Annotated in this window: 13 protein-coding genes; 5 read left to right on the forward strand and 8 right to left on the reverse strand. The window is 76.3% G+C overall.

The genetic code is table 11. From position 1 onward, the window contains the following. Positions 1–66 precede the first annotated feature (66 nt). From AAG589_RS13445 to AAG589_RS13455, 3 genes are read right to left on the reverse strand one after another with little or no spacing between them, the layout of a single operon-like run. On the reverse strand, positions 67–4,881 hold the full coding sequence (locus AAG589_RS13445) for an FtsK/SpoIIIE domain-containing protein (protein WP_430567746.1): 4,815 nt from the start codon (positions 4,879–4,881) through the stop codon (positions 67–69). A 57-nt stretch (positions 4,882–4,938) separates the two neighbouring features. Then, positions 4,939–7,575 carry an ABC transporter permease gene (locus tag AAG589_RS13450; RefSeq protein WP_430567747.1) on the reverse strand — a complete coding sequence of 879 codons (2,637 nt, stop codon included), beginning with the start codon at positions 7,573–7,575 and terminating at the stop codon, positions 4,939–4,941. Then, on the reverse strand, positions 7,572–8,366 hold the full coding sequence (locus AAG589_RS13455; protein ID WP_446719738.1) for an ABC transporter ATP-binding protein: 795 nt from the start codon (positions 8,364–8,366) through the stop codon (positions 7,572–7,574). Before AAG589_RS13455 ends, AAG589_RS13450 begins: the two co-directional genes overlap by 4 nt. A gap of 405 nt (positions 8,367–8,771) precedes the next feature. Between AAG589_RS13455 and AAG589_RS13460 the strand changes: the two genes are divergently transcribed. Then, entirely contained in the window at positions 8,772–9,704 is a 933-nt protein-coding gene (locus tag AAG589_RS13460) for a hypothetical protein (RefSeq protein ID WP_430567748.1), read from the forward strand. Positions 9,705–9,818: 114 nt separating this feature from the next. On the opposite strand, the gene AAG589_RS13465 is transcribed toward AAG589_RS13460, so the two are convergent. Next, positions 9,819–10,544, reverse strand: coding sequence for a response regulator transcription factor (locus AAG589_RS13465; RefSeq protein ID WP_430567749.1), 726 nt, complete (start codon positions 10,542–10,544; stop codon positions 9,819–9,821). Beyond that, a complete protein-coding gene (locus AAG589_RS13470) occupies positions 10,541–11,932 on the reverse strand; it encodes a sensor histidine kinase (RefSeq protein WP_430567750.1) in 1,392 nt (463 codons plus the stop codon). Before AAG589_RS13470 ends, AAG589_RS13465 begins: the two co-directional genes overlap by 4 nt. Before the next feature lie 221 nt (positions 11,933–12,153). On the opposite strand from AAG589_RS13470, the gene AAG589_RS13475 reads away from it, so the two are divergent. Genes AAG589_RS13475 through purE form a run of 4 tightly spaced genes read left to right on the forward strand, consistent with a single transcriptional unit; the run spans position 12,154 to position 16,026 of the window. Further along, positions 12,154–12,837 (forward strand): response regulator transcription factor, encoded by a 684-nt coding sequence (locus AAG589_RS13475; protein WP_430567751.1) that lies wholly within the window; start codon positions 12,154–12,156, stop codon positions 12,835–12,837. Between the two features lie 24 nt (positions 12,838–12,861). Continuing rightward, positions 12,862–14,205, forward strand: a complete 1,344-nt coding sequence (locus AAG589_RS13480) for an ATP-binding protein (protein WP_430567752.1) — start codon at positions 12,862–12,864, stop codon at positions 14,203–14,205. A gap of 25 nt (positions 14,206–14,230) precedes the next feature. Further along, positions 14,231–15,490, forward strand: coding sequence for a 5-(carboxyamino)imidazole ribonucleotide synthase (locus tag AAG589_RS13485; RefSeq protein ID WP_446719739.1), 1,260 nt, complete (start codon positions 14,231–14,233; stop codon positions 15,488–15,490). Beyond that, positions 15,487–16,026, forward strand: a complete 540-nt coding sequence (gene purE / locus AAG589_RS13490) for a 5-(carboxyamino)imidazole ribonucleotide mutase (RefSeq protein ID WP_430567753.1) — start codon at positions 15,487–15,489, stop codon at positions 16,024–16,026. The genes AAG589_RS13485 and purE overlap by 4 nt, the downstream gene beginning before the upstream one ends. A gap of 16 nt (positions 16,027–16,042) precedes the next feature. Here the strand turns inward: purE and AAG589_RS13495 are convergent, their stop codons facing one another. The 3 genes from AAG589_RS13495 to AAG589_RS13505 all read right to left on the reverse strand — a co-directional run bounded on the left by AAG589_RS13495 (position 16,043) and on the right by AAG589_RS13505 (position 20,047). Beyond that, a complete protein-coding gene (locus AAG589_RS13495; RefSeq protein ID WP_430567754.1) occupies positions 16,043–17,110 on the reverse strand; it encodes a TIGR00341 family protein in 1,068 nt (355 codons plus the stop codon). A 179-nt stretch (positions 17,111–17,289) separates the two neighbouring features. Further along, entirely contained in the window at positions 17,290–18,678 is a 1,389-nt protein-coding gene (locus tag AAG589_RS13500) for an LCP family protein (protein WP_430567755.1), read from the reverse strand. A gap of 13 nt (positions 18,679–18,691) precedes the next feature. Then, positions 18,692–20,047 carry an LCP family protein gene (locus tag AAG589_RS13505; protein ID WP_430567756.1) on the reverse strand — a complete coding sequence of 452 codons (1,356 nt, stop codon included), beginning with the start codon at positions 20,045–20,047 and terminating at the stop codon, positions 18,692–18,694. Positions 20,048–20,140 lie beyond the last annotated feature (93 nt).

Consider the following 20,140-nt stretch of genomic DNA (forward strand, 5'->3'; position numbering starts at 1 on the left):
CGGGTCCGGTGGGTGGGGGTTGATCTGCCGTCCAGCGTCACACCTCGTGAAGCGCCGCACAAGGGGTTACGTGAAAGTTTCTCGGGCATGAAGCGTGAGTGCTTCATCACACTGTCGTGAAACCGCAGGTCGCACGTATTCTGACGTGTCATGCGCGCTCCTGTCACCCCCTCGTCCGGTACCGACGACGGTCCGGAGGGGTCCCGCCCGCCGGGTCTGACGGTCGTCGCCGCGGGAGTGGTGGTCGAGGCCGTGCTCCTCGTGGGCGCGGCCGGGATGGTCGGGGTCGAGCTTGTCCGCGGCGCCTCCAACAGCGTAGCCGTGAGCGTCTTCCTCGTGCTCTTCTTCCTCGGGCTCGCCTGGCTGCTCGTGGGGTCCTGCCGGGCCCTGTGGGCGGGCCGCCGCAGCGGGCGCGCGCCGATCGTGGTGTGGCAGATCATGCAGGGCCTCGTCGGCGTCAGCCTGCTGACCGCCGGGGTGGCCTGGGCGGTGCTCGCCGGACTCGGCCTGCTGGTCGTGGCGGCGGCGGTGCTCGTCGCGGTCATGACGCGTCGGGTCGTCGAGTCGACCTCCGGCTGACACCGCGCCGGCCGGGCCCGCGCCGCCGCCCGCCGCGGGCTGCGCCACCTGCACCGCCACCACGCGCCCGTCCTGCACGAGCGCGCCGCGCCCCTCCCGCGCCGGCCCCGGGTCGACCGCGTCCGCCAGGGGCACGCCCAGCAGGTCGTCGGCCCCGCGCTCGCCCGGGTGCAGCACCACCCCGGTGCGCCGTGCGCGCAGCTCGGCGAGAGCGCCCCGGTGCGCCAGCACCGTCCCCGTCGACGTCGCCGACGCCACGAGCACGAGGTCGGGCTCGTCGGTGAGCGCCGCGATCCGGTCGGCCTCGAGCGGGTGCTGCTGGGCCAGGCCGTCCAGGTCGTCCACGACGAGCACCCGGGGGCGATCGGCGACCGGTCCCGCCGACGGCGACGACAGGCCCGACAGCATCGCGCCCAGGGCCGACGGCGAGGGCTGCACCGCCGGCACGTCGCCGGCCTCCTGCCGCAGCGCGGCGTCGCGCGAGACCACCGCGGCCAGCCGGCCCGCCGCCGCCAGCCGGCGGGCGACGAGGCGCAGCACCGTGGTGCGGCCGCTGGCGCGCGGCCCGGTGACCAGGGCGCCGCCCGCGACGTCGAGCGCGACCGGCCTCGCCGCGTCGCCCCCGATGCCGACCGGGACGAGCAGCGGCCCGTCGTCGGCTCCGTCGCTCTCGATGCCGGTGCTGTCGATGCCCGGGGCGTCGCCCCCTGCGGTCTCGCCGCCCGCGGAGACGGTGACGAGATGGCGCGCGCGGCCTCGTGGCGAGCCGCCGAGCTCGCGCTCGTCGACGGTCTCGGGCAGCGGGCGGACGGTCACCGGGGGAGCGGTGGGCGGCGCGGAACGTCTTCCGGCGCCGGGACGGGGCGGCCCGCCCGGGAGCAGGACCTGGCACAGCACCTGCTCCTGGGCGAGCCACGCGGCCCGGCCCGGTGGGCCGCCGCGGCCCGCCAGCTCGGACGGGGACCCGAGGATCACGTCCGCGTGCGCCTCTCGCCCGAGCAGCACGAGCCGGGGCCCGACCCGGGCGGCGAGCCCGCCGAGCGTCGCCCCGTCGGACGCGAGCGCGAACGCCACGCCCGGCGCCGCCAGCGCGCGCACCAGCGGGTCCCACGGGTCCGGACCGGCGAGCGCCGCCCGCAGCTCCTCGACGCCGTCGACCACGACGAGCGTCGGCGCCGGCGCGGGGGCCGCCGCCAGCAGGCGGAGCAGCCGCGCGGCCCGCCTCGGAGACCCGGGGCCGGCCACCGTGCCCAGACCGGGGTGCCGCTCCAGCGGCGCGAACCGGGAGAGCGCGGCGGCCGGCGCCAGGACGTGCACGTGCCAGCCGCGCTCCAGCGCCGCGCCCGCCAGCGTCAGCAGCGCCGTCGTCCGGCCGGAGCGGGCTCGACCCACGACGCCCAGGTGCCCCGCCCGCGGGTCCCACCCCACGACGACGCGCCGCTGGCGGTCGGGGTCGTCCCCGAGCGCGAGCGGGAGGCTCGCGGCCGGCGCGGTCGCGTCGTGCCGGGTCCGCGACGCCCCGTCGTCGGGACGGGCTTCGGCGCCGTCGTCCCCGGCGGCGAGGTCGAGGGATCCGTCAGCAGGGCCGAGGCCGTCGATCTCGTCGACGTCATGGACGTGGACCCGCTCGGGCAGCGGGGGCAGCCACGGCGCGGAGCCGGGCCGCAGGCCGCGCTCGGTGGCGGCGTCCGCGCAGGCGGCGACGAGCGCGTCGACGACGCTCGGGAGGGAGCCCCCGTCCGTCGGGCCCTCGTGCGCGCGGGGCAGCGGCCCCGCGACGGCGGGCGGCACGCCCCAGGCCGGGGCGCGCCGCACCCGGTCCTCCGTCGTCGAGGGGCGTCCCGCGGCGTGCGCGCACTGGAGCGCCACCGGGGGTGCGGCGCCGCAGCGCAGGACGGCGCGCCCCGGCGCGCCCGGAGGGATCCGCGCCGCCGCCGCGGTCTCGACCACGTCGAGCGAGTCCGCGGCGTCCACGACCCGCAGTGCGAGCCGGGCCGACACGTTGGCCCGGACGTCGGCGCTCACCGCCCCCGCGGGCCGCTGCGTCGCGAGGACGAGGTGCACGCCCAGCGAGCGCCCCTGCGCCGCCACGCGCAGCAGGCCGGGCAGGAAGTCCGGCAGGTCGTCGGCCAGGGCCCGGAACTCGTCCACGACCACGACGAGCCGGGGCGGGGCGTCGGGAAGCCCCGGGGGGAGGGCCGCGAGGTCCGCCACCCCGTGCCGGGCGAGGACGTGCTCGCGCCGCCGCAGCTCCGCCCGCAGCCCCGCCAGGGCGCGCCCCGCGAGCCCGGGGTCGAGGTCGGTCACCTGGCCGACGACGTGCGGCAGGCCCCCGCACGCGCCGAACGACGCACCGCCCTTGAAGTCGACGAGCGCGAGCGCGAGGTCGCGCGGGGACCGGCGTGCGGCGAGCCCCAGCACGAGGGACTGCAGCAGCTCGGACTTGCCCGCGCCGGTGGTGCCCGCCACGAGCAGGTGCGGCCCGTCCGCCACCAGGTCGAAGACGACGGCCCGGCCGCGGGCGTCGCGCCCGAGCGGCACCGCCCAGCCGTCGGCGGCCTCCCACGCCGGGCCGGGGTCCGACGGGTCGTCGAGCAGGTCGACCAGCGGGAGGGCGGCCGGGAGCCGCGGGTCCGTCGGGTCGTCGTCACCGTCGGGCGCGCCGCCCGGGCCGGGCGAGGCGGCCGCGTCCGCGAGGTCGAGCGTGCCCAGGGAGCGCCGCAACCCGGCCAGCCCCGCGACGAGGCGCGCGGCCCCCTCCGCCCAGCCGGCGTCGACGCCGACGAGCGGACCGGTCTCCGCGGAGCCGTCGGGGGCGGCCCGCCGGACCTTGTCCCCGCGCAGCCGCCACGTGGTGCGGCACCACGACGGCACAGCGGCGCCCTCGGGCAGGCACAGCAGGACGGCGCCGGCGCGCGCCAGCACGTCCTCGCGTCGGCTCGTGGCCGTGACGAGGTCGGTCGCGTCGGTCGCGTCGACGACGAGCACGGGCGGCCCCTCGTCCGGCAGCCAGCGGCACCACGACCAGGCGTCGAGCGCCCCGACGACCTCGACGGACGCCCCGGCCGCCGCGAGGTCCACCACCACCGACCGCGCGGCCGCGAGCACGTCCGCGCGCGAGCCCACCACGGCGATCGCGCCGTCGGGGACAAGTGCCGCGACCGCCCGAGCCGCCGCGGAGCCCGCGCCCGTGCCGGCCACGACGCTCGGTCCGGCGGCCGGGAGCCCCGCGGAGCGCCCGGCGGTGCGGCCCCGGGCCGCGGCCCGCGCGCACGCGGCGTCCCACGCCCCGTCCGACGCCCGGTGCGCCGCCGCCAGCCGCGCGAGGAGGGGGCCCGGCGAGTCGCCCACCACGCGTGCCGGCGTGCTGCGCGGCACCGGGCCGGCGGTGGTCGCCTCGCCGGCGGCCGCTGGCCCGGCCCCCGCGCGCCGGCGGCGCCGGGCGGCGACCAGCTGCGGCACGAGCGTCGCGACGCCGAGCAGGGAGAACAACGCGTACGCCGGCTGCCGCAGCACCGCCGCCAGCACGAGCGAGCCGACGACGGGCAGGGCGGCGGTGGCGAGCATCCCCGCCCCGGGGCCCGACGCCTCGGACGGCGCGCCCGCACCGGCGGGGCCCGGACCGGCGTCGAGCCAGGTCGCGACCGTCCCCGAGCGGTGCAGGGTCCACGAGCGCGCCCCCGTGCGGCCGGGGACCTCCAGCCGGCGGTCCGGGTGCCAGCGACGCGGCAGCCGCCCGACGGCGCGCGACCGGCGCCGGGCCCCGTCGTCGCGCACGAGCAACGCCCTCGGGCGCCGTCGCCTGCGGACGCCGGCGGCACGGACGGTGACCCGGTCCGGGCGGCGCGGGTCCACGCGCACCACGAGGCCGTCGTCCGACGCCGCGCCCGCGGCGTCGGGCAGCGTCGCCGGGGTGCCGGGCCAGAGCGCGACGGTGGTCCCCGCTCGGGCGCTGTCGGCACCGGCGGCGAGCCACGGCCCGTCCAGGACGGCGTCCTCGGGGCGCACGGGCGCGGCGCGCGGGGGGTCGTCGCGCAGGCCGAGCACCGCGCCGCGCAGGAGCGGGCGGTCCCCGACGACGTCGTCGTCGGACAGGGCGACGCCGTCGGCGCACAGCGGGGCGTGCCGCAGCTCGGGCCGGCGCAGGAGGTCGGCGAGCCCGGCCCGGCACGCGCCGAACGGCAGGCCCGCCGGCAGGAGCACGTCCTCGCCGGGGCGCACGGTGACCCGGACGTCGCCGCCCGAGGCACGAGCGACCCCGGGCGCGGAGACGGCGAGGGCGGGCACCGAGGAGGTCGACATGACCTCCAGGGTGCCCGCCCGGGGCGGCCGTCGGGGACGGCCTGTGGACAACTCCCGCTACTCGCTGGCCAGGGCCTCCACGGGGGAGGTCTTCACCGCGGCGCGGGCGGGGGCGACGGACGCCACCAGCCCCGCGACGGCGGCCACGACGAGCATCACCAGCACGTCGCGCCACGGGACCACGATGACGGGGGTGCCCGCCCAGCCGAGCGCCGCCGCCGCGCCGGCCCAGCCGTAGACCAGCCCGAGCAGCACGCCGAGCACCGCGCCGACGAGCGCGATGAGCAGGCCCTCGACCGCGAGCATGCCGCGCAGCTGTCCCTTCGACAGCCCGATCGCCCGCAGGGTCGCGGACTCCCGGCGCCGCTCGATGACCGACAGCGACAGCGTGTTCGCCACGCCGATCAGCGCGATCACGACGGCGGCCGCGAGCAGCCCCACGACGATCCCCAGCGCGGTGTCGATCACCTGCTGGAAGCCGGCGCGCTCCACCGCCGCGCCCATGACGTCGGCCGGCGCCTCGGTGTCGGCCACCGCGTCCTGGATCGTGGGCACGACGTCCGCCGCGTCGCCCGGGTCGTCGAGACCCACCCACAGGCTCGTCACGGGGGCGTCGGCGTCGAGGGCGGCCAGGTCGCCCGGGACCACGACCATCCCGCCGTCGGCGAGCTCGGTGACCGCCGCCGTGACCTTCAGGGTCCCGTCGGGGCCGGTGAGGGTGAGGGCCTGACCGTCGCTGATGCCCCAGACGTCGGCGACGTCCTCCGGCACGACGGCGGTGCCCGCCGCGAGCGGCTCGACCGTCTCGGTGCTGCGCAGCACCGACGCGGCGTCGGCGGGGTCGAGGGCGCGCACGGTGAGCGCGAGCCCGTCGTCGACGCCGTCCCCGGCCACCGTGGCGGCCGTCGCGGGAGACTCGAGGACGGTCGACACGCCGGCGACGTCGCGGACCGTGTCGGCCAGCGTGTCCGGCACCGCGGGCACGGAGCCGTCGCCCGCCGCGACCGCCGCGGGGTCGCTCGACAGGTCGGTCGAGACGGTGACGTCCACCGGGTAGCGGGAGTCCAGCTCGGAGTCCATCGTCACCCGGGCGCTCGCGGCGCCCGTCGACATCATCCCGACGAGCGTGACGCCGATGAGCAGCGCCGTGGACGTCGCCGCGGTGCGCCGCGGGTTGCGCAGGGTGTTCGCCGCGGCGAGCTTCGCCGTCGGGCCGGACATGCCGACCAGGCGCCCGGCGAGCGCCACCACGCGCGGCAGCCAGAACACGGCCCCCACGAGGACGCCGAGGAACGACAGCACGCCGCCCGCGACGGCGACCAGGAGGCCCATGCTGGGCTCCTCGCCGACCGTGCTCACCGCGACGCCGCCGCCCAGGAGGGCGAACCCGATCACGGAGACGAGGATCGACAGGACCAGGCGCACGCGGCCGGCGCCGCGGGCGGCCGACGGTGCGTCGGCGGGGCGGAGCGCCTCGAGCGGGGCGACGCGGGTCGCGGCCCGGGCGGGGGAGAGCGCCGCGACGAGCGTCACCAGCGTGCCGACCACGAGCGGGATGAGCACGACCGCCGGGGTGACGCTCACCGTCGCCGGGAGCGGGACGCCGAGGTCCATGCCGCGGCCGATCACGAGCGCCAGCTGGCCCAGTCCGACGCCGGCCGCGAGGCCGACCACGGACGAGACCAGGCCGAGCACGGCGGCCTCGAACAGCACCGACCGGCGCAGCTGGCCCTTGTCCGCGCCGACGCAGCGCAGCAGGGCGAGGGTGCGGGTGCGCTGGGCGACCAGCACCTGGAAGGTGTTCGCGATGACGAGCGCGGCGACCAGCAGCGCGACGGCGGCGAAGACCAGCACGAACGTCGTGAAGATGACGTTGTCGCCGCCGGTCATCTCGTTCGCCACGGACTCGGCGTGCTCCTCCGGGGTCACGACCTTGAGGTCCGACGTGTCGGTGCCCGCGGCCGCGGCGGCGTTCGTGAGCGCGCCGGTGATGGCCGTGCGGGCCGCCTCGACGTCGGCGGGGTCGTCGAGCGTGACGAGCACCGTGGCCGGGTCGACCGGCTCCTCGCCGGGGGCGCGCAGGTCGTCCTCCCAGCCGGTGACGTCCGCCGCCGGGGCGACGGCCGCGCCGCCCTGCATCGAGTACGCGCCGTACGGGTCGGTGAGCGTGCCGGAGACGGTGAGCTTCTCGCGGACCTCGGTCCACGGGTCCTCGTCGGTCTCCTGGTCGCCCTCGAGGACGTTGCGCACGAGGGTGACCTGATCGCCCGGCGTCGCGTCGAGGCGCTCGGCCACGTCGACCGGCAGGGCGATCTCGCCCGACTTCTCCGGCAGGGTGCCGTCGGCGACCTCGAGCGGCAGCACGCTCGTGTCGGTGGGCTCGGCCAGCACGGCCTGGAAGATGGTGCGGCCGCCCGACTCGAGCTGCTGGTAGGACACGAGCTGCGGGTCGGCGGTGGCGACGCCGTCGGCGTCGCGCACGGCGTCGAGGGCGGCGTCGTCCGCGGGGACGCCGCGGACCACGAGGTCGGCGCCCGTGAACTGGGCGGCGATCGAGTCGTAGGTGGTGCGGGTGATGACGTTGCCCGCGAGGAGGGTGATCGCGACGAACGCGGTGCCGATGACGATCGCGATGCCGGCGGCGGCGAGCCGGCCGGCGCTGCGCCGCATCTGCGACAGGGTGAGGCGGATCATCGCGAGGCCACCGTCCGCAGCGCGTCGAGGCCGGCCAGGGCGGACTCCGGCGTCGGGTCGGTGATGTCGCCGGCGATCTTGCCGTCGGCGATGAGGACGACGCGGTCCGCGTACGCGGCGGCCGCCGGGTCGTGGGTGACCATGATGATCGTGCGGCCGAGCTCGCGCACCGAGCGGCGCAGGAAGCTCAGCACCTCCGCGCCGGAGCGCGAGTCGAGGTTGCCGGTCGGCTCGTCCGCGAAGACGACGTCGGGCTGGGCGATGAGGGCACGCGCGATGGCGACGCGCTGCTGCTGGCCGCCGGACAGCTCGCTCGGGCGGTGCGTGAGCCGCTTGCCCAGGCCGAGCGTGTCGACGAGGGTGCCGAGCCACTCCTTGTCGACCGTGCCGCCCGCGAGCTCCACGGGCAGCGTGATGTTCTGCTCGGCGGTGAACATCGGCAGCAGGTTGAACTGCTGAAACACGAAGCCGACGCGGGTGCGGCGCAGCGCGGTGAGCGCCTTGTCGTTCAGGCCGGTCACCTCGGTGGAGCCGATGAACGACTGGCCGCTCGTCGCGCTGTCGAGGCCGGCGAGCAGGTGCATGAGGGTCGACTTGCCCGAGCCGGACGGGCCCATGATCGCGGTGAAGCGGCCGGCCGTGAAGTCGACGTCGACGCCGTCCAGCGCGCGCACCTGCGCCTCGCCGCGGCCGTACGTCTTGGTCAGGGCGCGGGCCCGCACGGCCGGGGTGACGGTCGGACGGGCGGCGGTGCCCTCGTCGGGGATCGGGACGTACACGGTCGTGTCCACGGAAGCTCTCCGGTGTCTCGGGGTGGTGGCCGGGAGCTCCGTGGAGCCTCCGACCAGGACACCACCGACGCTACGGAGCGCCCGGGCCGCCGACATCGGCCCGAGGGTGGGTCCTCGCGCGCTCCCAGGTCATCCCCAGGTATGACACCGACCCTGACCGGCACCCTGAACCGTCCCTGACCTGCGCGCCTGCGACTTGTCAGGACCACGCGCGGGTTGCGGTGCTCCTGGCCCTGACAGCTCGCCGGCCCGAGCGGCTGTCAGGGCCAGGAGCGTGTTCCGGTGGTCGTGGCCCTGACAGCTCGCGGGGGAGAGGCTGCACACAGACCGGGCGGGGAGGGCGACGTCCACAACGGGCGGCCCACAGGACGACGTCCGACGCCCGCCCTTGCCACGCTCGCCGCCATGACCGGATCACGCGACGTGTACATGAAGGTCCCCGTGCTGCGGGAGATCATCCGTCGACAGCACGGCGTCGTCACTCGCACGCAGCTCGGCGCCCTCGGCGTCGGGCACCACGAGGTGGCCTGCCACCTGGCAGCGCTGCGGTGGCGGGCGCTGAGCGAGCAGGTGCTCGTCACCCACCGAGGGCCGCTGCACCGGGCTGGACGACGCTGGGCGGCCGTGCTCGGCGCACCGCGGGGCAGCGTGATCGGCTCGTGGAGCGCGCTGGAGGTCGACGGGCTGCAGGGGTGGCACCGCGAGCCGATCCACCTCGTCGTCCCGCGCGGCGCGTACCCCGACCGGCACCCGTGGCTCGTGGTGCACGAGTCACGGCGGCTGCGCGACGAGGACGTTGTCGATGCCGGCGGGCTACCGGTGCACGGCGTCGCCCGAGCCGCCGTCGACGCCGCGGCGTGGCAGCGCTCGTGGCGCACCGCCGCCGGGCTGATGGCCGCCGTCGTGCAGCAGCGCCTCGCCACCACCGACGACCTGTTCGCCATGCTCGACGCGGTGGGCAAGGTGCGGCACCGCAAGGTCATGCGCCTGGCGCTCGCGGACGTCGTCGGCGGCGCGGACTCGCTCGCCGAGATCGACTTCGCCCGGCTGTGTCGGGACGGCGGGCTTCCGGAGCCCAGCAGACAGGCGGTCCGCGTCGACGCACGCGGTCGACGGCGCTTCCTCGACGTCGAGTGGCGGTTGCCGGGCGGGCGGCGGTTCGTCGTCGAGATCGACGGCGTCGGGCACCTGGAGCGCGACCGTTGGTACGACGACCTGCTGCGCGACGCCGAGATCGGCGCCGACGCCGCCACCGTGCGGGTCCGCCTGCCCGCGATGGCCGCGCGCTACGAGCCGGAGCGGGTGCTCGCCGTCGTGCGCCACCATCTCGGCTGGTGACGTGTCAGGGCCAGGAGCACCAGAACGCGCGCGTGGCCCTGACAACTCGGCGCGCCCGGCGGTTGTCAGGGCCAGGACCACAGGAACGTGCGTGTGGTCCTGACAGGTCGCGGGTCAGGAGCCCGGGCGGACGAGGCCGGTCTCGTAGGCGGTCACGACGGCCTGCACGCGGTCACGCGCGTCGAGCTTGGCGAGGATGCGCCCGACGTGCGTCTTCACGGTGGCCTCGGCGACGAACAGGTCGGCGGCGATCTCGGTGTTCGAGCGCCCGCGGGCCATGAGCACCAGCACCTCGCGCTCGCGGTCGGTGAGGCCGGCGAGCGCGTCGTGCTGGGGCGCCGCCTGGTCGGCGGGCAGCGCGGTGACCAGGTGCTCCAGCAGACGACGGGTGGACGACGGCGCGATGACGGCGTCCCCGGCGTGCACGGTGCGGATGGCGGCGAGCATCTCCTCGGGCGGGGCGTCCTTGAGCAGGAACCCCGACGCGCCGCTGCGGATCGCCTCGAGCACGTACTCGTCCAGGTCGAACGTGGTGAGCACGATGACGCGTGGCGCGTCGGGCGCGGCGGTGAGGCGGGCCGTGGCGGTGAGTCCGTCGAGGTGCGGCATGCGCACGTCCATGAGCACGACGTCGACGCGGTGGTCGGCCAGCAGCCGCAGCGCCTGGGCGCCGTCCCCGGCCTCGAGCGCGACCTCCAGGTCGGGCTGCGAGTCGATGACCATGCGGAACCCGGCGCGCACGAGCTGCTGGTCGTCGACCAGCGCGACGCGCACGACGCCGCCCGCGGGGCCGGGCAAGGGTCCGGGCGCGGGGGGCGCGACGTCGGCGGGCGGGGTCATGCGTCCTCCTGGGTGGCTGTCGGCGAGGCGGTGGTGGTCGGCGGGCTGCTGGACGGGGCGGGCGGACCGGCGGGCACGGGCGCGCCGGGCAGCGGCAGCTCGAGGTGCACGCGGAAGCCGCCGCCGCGGCGGGGCCCGGTCTCGAGCGTGCCGCCGTACAGGTTGGCCCGCTCGCGCATGCCGCGCAGCCCGAAGCCGGGGTCGTGCTCGGTCGCGGCGGCGCCGCGGCCGTCGTCGAGCACCTCGAGCTCGACGGTCGACGGCGTCCAGCGCACGGCGACGGTGACGGCCGGGTCGGGCCCGGCGTGCTTGCGCACGTTGGTCAGCGACTCCTGGCACACGCGGTACAGCGTCAGGCCCATGCCCGCCGGCAGGGTGCGCGGCTCGCCGACGCGCACCAGCGACACGCGCTGCCCGCCGTCGCGCGCCTGGGCGACGAGGTCCTCGATCTCCTCGACGCCCGGCTGGGGCGCGGGGCGGGCGGAGCGCGGCTCGTCGCGGGACGACGACGGCGCGGCAGCGGCCGGCAGTCCCCGGGCGGGCGCGCCGCCGGCGGGCGCGTCGCCGCGCCCGCCGGCCTGCGCCTCGTCCTCGTCGTCCTGCGAGCGCAGCACGCCGAGCAGTCGGCGCATGTCGGTGAGTGCCGTGCGGCCGGTCTCGCTGATGGTGCCCAGGGCGCGCACGGCGGCCTCGGGGGCCGATGCCGCGGCGTACCGGCCGCCGTCGGCCTGCGCGACGACGATGGACAGGGAGTGCGCGACGATGTCGTGCATCTCGCGGGCGATGCGGGCTCGCTCGGCGGCCGCGGCGATCTGCGCCTGCTGGTCGCGCTCGATCTCGAGGCGGTGGGCGCGGTCGCGCAGCGCGTCCATGGTGACGCGGCGGGACCGCCGCACGAGCGCGAAGGCCCACACGGCCAGGGCCGTGACCAGGCAGAAGATCCCGACGGGGACCATCTCGAGGGCGGCGGACGCGCTCTGGCCCGTGCGGACCCCGACGGCGACCGGCAGGACGACGACGCTCCCGACGGCCGTCGAGCAGATCGCGGTGACGTGCGCCCACGTGGGGCCGTAGACGGTGACGGAGAACAGCGCGACGAGGATCAGCAGGTCGCCGGGCATGATCATCGGGAAGCCGGCGAGGATGTGCGCGAGCGCGACGGCGAAGATCGCCACCGCGGACGGCACCGGCCGGGTGCGCCGCCACGGGAGCGGCGCGAGCATGGCGAAGGTCCAGGCGATGGACCCGGTGCGCGTGAGGTAGGGCTCGGTCGAGTACAGGTCGGTGGCCGACGTGAGCATGAACGCGGCGAGCAGCACGGTCGTCGTCAGGTCGACGCCGAAGCGGTGCGCCTCGAACCAGCGCGCCATCCTCTCGATCCAGCTCATGTCCGTCAGGGTAGGTGGGCGCCCCGGCGGCCGCGTCCCCCCGGGGTCGGACGGCGCCTGCGGGGGCGTCGTCCTGCGGGACGACGGTGGGACCACGCCGGCCGGCCGGCCGCGGGCCTGGCTCGTTGCGGCGGCACGTCATCTCGATGTCACACGCGCCACGTGCCGACGCGGCGTGCGGAGGGGTCCAGGACCAGCGACGTTGCCGCTAGCATGAGGGAATGACCCACGTACTGCTGGCCGAGGACGACCCGGCTATTGCCGAGCCTTTGGCGCGGGCTCTCACGCGTGAGGGTTACGACGTCATCGTGCAAGGAACTGGTCAAGGAGCCGTCGACAACGCCGGGACCGCGGACATCGTCGTCCTCGACCTGGGCCTTCCCGACATGGACGGCCTGGACGTGGCGCGCGAGATCCGCGGCTCCGGGCTGACGGTGCCGGTGCTGGTCCTCACCGCCCGCGCCGACGAGGTGGACCTGGTCGTCGGGCTCGACGCCGGCGCCGACGACTACGTCACGAAGCCGTTCCGCCTCGCGGAGCTGCTCGCCCGCGTCCGGGCGCTGCTGCGCCGCACGCACGGCGAGACGGGCGAGGACGAGGAGCTGCGCGCGCAGGACGTGCGGGTCGACGTCTCGGCGCACCGCGCGTTCCAGGGCGACCGCGAGCTGCACCTGACCACCAAGGAGTTCGACCTGCTCAAGGTGCTGGTCGCGAACGCTGGGTCGGTCGTGGTGCGCGACACGCTGATGCGCGACGTCTGGGGTTCGGACCCGGTGGGGTCCACCAAGACGCTCGACATGCACGTGTCGTGGCTGCGTCGCAAGCTCGGCGACGACGCCAACGCCCCGCGCTACGTCTCCACCGTGCGAGGGCTCGGGTTCCGCTTCGAGCTCGGCGCGAGCTGACGCCGGCGGGCCAGGGCTGACCTCGTGCGTCGCCGCGTCCTGCTGGCGACCATCTCCGCGGTCGCCGTCGCCGTGCTCCTGCTCGGCGTCCCCCTCGGCATCTTCGGGGCCCGGTACGTCCTGGCCAACGAGGAGCAGCGGGTCACCAACCGGGTGGACACCCTCGCGCGGAGCGTCGACAACTCCCTCGAGCGGGGCGATGTCGTCGGCGACGCGACGGTGCAGCGCGCCGCCGAGGGCAGCGACGGCGACCTGCCGGCGTACGTCGTCGTGACGCTGCCGGACGGCACCCAGCTCACGGCCGGCGAGCCGGTCTCCCCGCCGACGATCGACAAGGCCAAGCTCACGGACCAGAACGTGGGCGTGTCGATGACGGTGTCGGCCATCAGCGCGTACGTGAAGTCCGCGCAGACCGTGGTGCTCGTCATCATCGCGGGCATCGTCGCGATCGCGGCCGGCATCGCGGTCGCGGTGTGGCAGGCGAACCGGCTGTCCGCCCCGCTGGTCTACCTCGCGGCGTCCGCGGAGCAGCTGGGGTCGGGCCAGGTGCGCCCGCGCCTGGAGCCCTCGGGGGTGGAGGAGATCGACCTGGTCGCCGCCGAGCTGGCCAGGTCCGCCGACCGGCTCGCCGGGCGGCTGGCGGCCGAGCGGCAGTTCACGCAGGACGCGTCGCACCAGCTGCGCACGCCGCTGACGGCGCTCACCATGCGCCTCGAGGAGATCACCCTCGCCTCCGACGACCCCGAGGTCGTCGAGGAGGCCCGCATCTCGCTGGAGCAGGTGGAGCGGCTGGTCACCGTGGTCGACGACCTGCTGGCCGCGTCGCGCCGGTCGCAGGGCGGCACGACCGAGGCCGTGGTGCTGGCCGACGTCGTGCACCAGCAGGAGGAGGAGTGGGCGCCGACGTTCGAGCGGGCCGGGCGCCGGCTCGTCATCGAGGTCCCGGACGGGATGCAGGTGCTCGCGACGCCGGGCGCCCTGGCGCAGATCATCGCCACCCTGCTGGAGAACTCGCTTAAGTACGGCGACGGCACGACGACGGTGCGGTCGCGGCCGTCGGGCACGACGGGGGCGGTCGCGATCGAGGTCGCGGACGAGGGCGAGGGCGTGGCCGACGACGTCGCGACGCGGATCTTCGAGCGGGGCACGACGACGGGCGGCAGCACGGGGCTGGGCCTCGCGCTGGCGCGGGACCTGGCGGCCGCCGACGGCGGGCGGCTCGACCTCGTGCAGCGCCGGCCGCCGGTCTTCGCGCTCTTCCTCGCGGGCGTCCCGCGCACCCTCGACCCGCACATGGTGCTGCCGCCCGGCACCACCATCTCGTCGCGCGGCCGCCGGCGCGGCTGGCTGCACCACCACGGCGACTGAGCCGGGTCGGCGGCCGGTATCCTCGATGCCCGTGACCGGACCCACCTCAGCCAGCCCCGCCAGCGCAGCCCCTGTCGTCGCCGTCGTGGGGGGTGGCCAGCTCGCCCGCATGATGGCTCCCGCCGCCGCCGAGCTGGGGGTGAGCCTGCGGGTGCTGGTCGAGGACCCGGCGTCCTCCGCCGCGCAGGTCGTCGCCGACGCACCGGTCGGGGTGGCGAGCGACGACGCCGCGATCCGTGCCCTCATCGCCCCGGACGACGGGCGCGCGCCCGCCGCGGTGCTCACCTTCGAGCACGAGCACGTGCCGAACGCGCTGCTGCAGGACCTCATCGACCACGGCACGCCCGTGCGCCCCGGCCCCGACGCCCTGGTCCAGGCGCAGGACAAGATCGTCATGCGGCGCCGGCTGACCGACCTGGGCCTGCCGTGCCCGCGCTGGGCCGCGCTGCCGACCGACCCCGCCGCGGCCCGCGAGGAGCTGGCCGCCTTCCTGGCCGACGAGGCCGGCCACGAGGCCGTGGTGAAGACCTCCCGCGGGGGCTACGACGGCAAGGGCGTGCGTGTCGTGTCGTCGCCCGACGACGTCGCGGACTGGCTGCAGGCCGCCGCCGACGGCGCCCCGCCGCTGCTCGTGGAGCGGAAGGTGCCGTTCGTGCGCGAGCTCGCGGCGCTGGTCGCCCGCCGCCCGTCCGGCGAGGTGCGCACCTGGCCGGTCGTCGAGTCGGTCCAGCGCGACGGCGTGTGCGCGGAGGTCGTGGCCCCCGCGCCCGACCTCGACCCGGCGGTCGACGCGGAGGCGCGCAGGATCGCCGTCGAGGTCGCGGAGGGGCTCGGCGTCACGGGCGTCCTCGCCGTCGAGCTGTTCGAGACCCGGGAGTCCGACGGCTCCGCCGCGGTGTGGGTCAACGAGCTCGCGATGCGCCCGCACAACTCGGGCCACTGGACGATCGACGGCGCGGTGACGAGCCAGTTCGAGCAGCACCTGCGGGCGGTGCTCGACCTGCCGCTCGGCGACACCGGCGCCCGGGCGCCCTGGACCGTGATGGCGAACGTGCTCGGCTCGAGCCTCGACTCCCTCACCGACGCCCTGCCCGAGGTGCTCGCGCGGTTCCCCGAGGCGCGCGTCAACCTGTACGGCAAGGGCATCCGGCCCGGCCGCAAGCTCGGGCACGTCAACGTCAGCGGCGCCGACCTCGACGAGGTCCGCCGTCGCGCCCTCGAGGCCGCCGCGCTGCTGCGTGGGGATTCGACGGGCTCAACCACCGGGAACGAGGAGCACGCATGAGCACGCAGCCCGCCGTCGGGATCGTCATGGGGTCGGACTCCGACTGGCCGGTGATGGAGGCCGCCGCGGACGCCCTCGCCGAGCTCGGCGTCGAGGTCGAGGTCGACGTCGTCTCCGCGCACCGCATGCCCACCGAGATGATCGACTACGGCCGGTCCGCCTCGGAGCGCGGGCTGCGCGCGATCGTCGCGGGCGCCGGCGGCGCCGCGCACCTGCCCGGGATGCTCGCCGCCGTCACGCCGCTGCCGGTGATCGGGGTCCCGGTGCCGCTGCGGTACCTGGACGGCATGGACTCGCTGCTGTCGATCGTGCAGATGCCGGCCGGCGTGCCCGTCGCGACCGTGTCCATCGGCGGCGCGCGCAACGCGGGCCTGCTCGCCGCCCGGATCCTCGCCGCGGGCACGGACGCCGAGTCGCTCGCCCTGCGCGAGCGGATGGTGGCGTTCCAGGCCGAGCTCGGCGCCGTCGCCCGCGCCAAGGGGGACACGCTGCGCGCCGCCCGCGAGGGCGCGCGCCGCACCGGCTTCTCCGCCTGACGGCGGCGCGCGGGGCTCAGCCCTCGACGCGCTCCCCGACGGTGTGCACCACCGTCACCTCGGGGTCCCACGGGACCAGCTCGTCGACCGCGCGCTGCAGCGGGTCGACGTCGGGCAGCTCCGCCGGCCCGCGGACGTCGACGACGAGGCTCGTGCCCTGCCAGGTGACGTCCTCGACGACGGCGGCCGGAGTACCGGCCAGCCACGCCTCGGCCGCCGCGCGCACCTGCGCCGCCCAGACCTCGGCGAGCGCCGCCTGCACGGTGTTCGCGACCATCGGCACGGCCACCGCGACCACCGCGACCGCGCCGAGCACGACGGCGCGGCGCGGGCGTCGGCGTCGGCCGGCGTCTTCGCGCTCCTGCGCGGCGTCGGAGGCGTAGCCCGCACCGGTGAACACCACCGTGGACGCCACCACGAGCGCGACGACGTTGGAGCAGAAGAGCAGGAGCGCGCCGGCGGCCAGGGCGGGCTCGCCGGCGCCGAGGCACACCCCGACGACGCCCAGCGGCGGCACCAGCGAGATGGCGATCGCGATGCCGGGCAGGACGTCGCCGAGGTCGCGGCGGGCCAGGGCGATCGCGCCCGCGAAGCCGGTGGCGAACGCGGCGACGAGGTCGCCCACGCCGGGGGAGGTGCGCCCGGTGACCTGGGAGTTCGTCACGACGTCGGACGTCTGCGGCAGCGCGAGGGCCACGAGCCAGCCGAGCAGCACCACCGCGGCCATCCCGCCCAGCACGTACAGCGCGGAACGCCCCACCAGACGGGCCCGACCGGTGACGACCCCGAGGCCGACGCCGAGGATCGGCGTCGACAGGGGAGCGATGATCATCGCCCCGATCACGGTGGCCGTGGAGTCGGTGACGACGCCGGCGATCGCGATGATCCCGGACAGCACGAGCATCGCCCAGAACGCGGACCGCTTGGCGCGCACGTCGCCCGAGGACAGGTCGAGCCGCTCGGAGAGCTCGGCGAGCTCGCGACGCTGCGCCGGGGGCACCACGAGGCCGAGGAAGCGGACGCGGGCGGCGTCGGGGACGACGCCTGCCGCGGGCGCGGCGTCGGGGAGCGGGGTCGCGGGCATGGCGCCTCCGGGCAGGTACGTACCCGGCTGGCGGCCGGGCAGCCCGGGCACGGTGCACCGCGGCGAGGACAGTATGCCGCGCTCGGTCTGGTCCGGCAGGGTCGGAACTACCTCGGCGCGGCCTGGACTACCTCGGCAGGGTCGGAACTACCTCGGCAGGGCCGGGACTACCTCGGCGGTCAGCCGGGCATGCCGCCGACGGTGCTGCCGGGCTTGAGGTCGCCGTCGCGGACGTCGGCCCAGAACTGGTCGGCCTTGTCCTCGTCGAGCAGCACGGTGGAGCCGACGCCGGTGCCGGGGTCGTACCCGGGGTCGGCGATCGGCGGCGTGCCGGTGACGCCGTCGGACCCGGTGGCGGCCTTGAACGCCAGCCCGAGGCGGCCGAGGTCGACGATGCCCGTCTTCTGGTCCACGGTGAGCGCGTCGGTGCCGGCGTTGACGAGCTGGACCTGGTTGACCGGGTTCAGCAGCACGCTCGGCTTGACGACCTTCGCGGCGACGGCGGCGATGACCTGCTGCTGCCGCTCGGCCCGGCCGATGTCGCCCTTGGGGTCGGAGTAGCGCATGCGGGAGAACGCGAGCGCGGTCTCGCCGTCGGCCACGTGGCAGCCGGCCTCCCACGTCAGCCCGCTCTTCTTGTCGTCGACGTCGTCGTCGTAGCAGAGCTCCACGCCGCCGACCGCGTCGACGAGCTCCTCGACGCTGCCGAAGCCGACCTCCGCGTAGTGGTCGACCGTCAGGCCCGTCAGGCCCTCCACGGTCTGCACGAGCAGGGGGGCGCCGCCGAACGAGTACGCGGCGTTGATCTTGTTCGGGTCGTGCCCGGGGATCTCGGTGTACGTGTCGCGCGGGATCGAGATGAGCGAGGCCGGCCCGCTGCGGGGCTTGTGCAGCACCATGATCGTGTCGGTGCGGGCGCCCTCGGTGCCGTCGTCGGCGACGCTGCCCGAGCCGCGGGCGTCCGAGCCGGCGAGCAGGTACGTGGTGCCGGGCGTGCCCTTGGCGTCCGACAGGGCGTCGATGTGCTGGATCTTGCCGTTGGCCCAGATCATGAGCCCGATCGGCCACGCCAGGAGCAGCACCAGGAGCAGCACGAGGACGAGGCCCGCGACGCGACCCTTGCGCACCCGGAACCCGCCGCCCCCGGCCGTCGCCGCGGCGGCGCCCCCGCCGCCGCCGGGCGGAGGGGTGCGGCGCGCCTGGCTGGGCGTCGACGCGGGCATGACGCGGGTGCCGGACCCCTGACGCGCCTGGGGCGCGCGGGACTGCGGCGAGCGGGACGCCGGGGCCGACGCCGAGGAACCGCGCGGCGCGTACGACCGGGGCTTCTGCTGCGCGCTGCCGCGCCGCTCGGGAGGCGTCGTCGGGATCTCGCGCGACGACTGGCGGCGCACGCGCGGCTCGACCGGCGCGGCGTCGTCACGCCGGCCCACGCGGCCGCCGGTCGGCGGGGCGGAGGGCCGGGACCCGCCGCCCACGGGGATGGCGTCGCCCGCGCCGCGGGGCCGGTCGGACCGGCCGCCGGACGGCGTGAAGCTCGGCGGGATGCGCTGCTCGTCGTTGCTCATGGTTCCCCCGCGCTCATCCGCACACCGACGTCACGTCGGCGCCCGTGAACGCCTCCTTGCCGGCGTCGCGGGTCCGCTTGGGCGACGGGTCCTTGTCGGCGTCGCCCGAACCGTCCTCGGCCGTGTCGTCGTCGGCCACCGGGGTGGCGTCGACATCGTCGCCGGCCTCGGCGTCCTGCGTGCCGGCGTCCTTCGTGGTGTCGTCCTTGCCGGTGTCCTCGGCGCCGTCCTTGGCGCCGTCGGACGACTCCGACTCGATCGCGTCGCTCAGCGGCTCGTCGTTGTACAGGTTCTTCCAGACCGCGTCCGCCTCGTCGGTGAGCAGGACGTTCGCCGCGTTGTTCGGGTCGTACGCGTACGGCGCGGTCATGAACGCGATGGTGTCAGGACGGACGTTGCGCGCGCTGTACGCGAGCCCGGCGAGTCCCTGGATGGACGCGAAGTTGCTGCTCATCGTCATGGAGCCGGTCACCGCGCCGAGGAACTTCAGCGACTTGGTCGGGTCGGCCAGGGTGCCGGCGCTCATCACCTGGCGGGCGACGGCGGCCAGCAGCTCCTGCTGCCGGCCGATGCGGCCGAGGTCGGAGCCGTCGCCCAGCCCCTTGCCGGTGCGGGCCCGGGCGTACTTGAGCGCGGTGTCGCCGTCGAGCTCCTGCATGCCCGCGGACAGCACGAGGTGGTCGGCCTTGGGGGCGTCGATGTCGTCCGGGATGCAGATCTTCACGCCGCCCAGCGCGTCGACCATCTTCTCGAAGCCGGCGAAGTCGACGACCACGAACCCGTCCATCTGCACGTCGGTGATGCTTTCGATCGTCTTCATGGTGCACAGCGCGCCGGACTCGACGTCCCCGCCGGTCATGACGCCCTGCGCGAAGGCCGCGTTGAACTTCGAGCCGTTCACGGGCGCCGTCTGGCCGCCGGAGGATGTCGGGCACGACGGGATGTCGACGGTCGTGTCGCGGGGGATGGACAGCATCTCCACGCGCGACCGGTCGGACGAGATGTGCATGATCATCGTGGTGTCGGAGCGGGCGCCCTCGGTGCCGTCGCCGACGATGTCGGCGTTGTCCCCGCCGCGGCTGTCGGAGCCCATGAGCACGATGTTCAGCGGCATGTCCGCGTTCGGGTCCTCCGGCAGCTTCTTGTCCGGCCGGTCCTCACCGAGCAGCTTGTCGGAGTCGACGGCGGTGATGTTGCCCGTGAGCTTCACCGCCGCGGTCGCGCCCCCGACGGCGACGAACGCCAGGACCGCGGTCAGGACCATCCCCAGGGTGCGCGCGACCGTGTGCCGGCGCAGCGCGCGGGCGTGCGAGGGCCCCGTGGTGGTGCCGGGGCGCGAGGCGACGTGGCGTGGGGTGGTGCGGGTCACGGGAAGCGAGCATAGAGGGTCGGTGTTACGCGGCTGCGGTGCCCGAGGACCGGGACGGTAGAGGAAATGTGTGGGCCTGCCGTCGTCCCTGCT

Origin of the sequence: Isoptericola sp. F-RaC21 (assembly GCF_038593535.1) — a bacterium.
In the GTDB taxonomy this organism is placed as follows: Bacteria; Actinomycetota; Actinomycetes; order Actinomycetales; family Cellulomonadaceae; genus Isoptericola.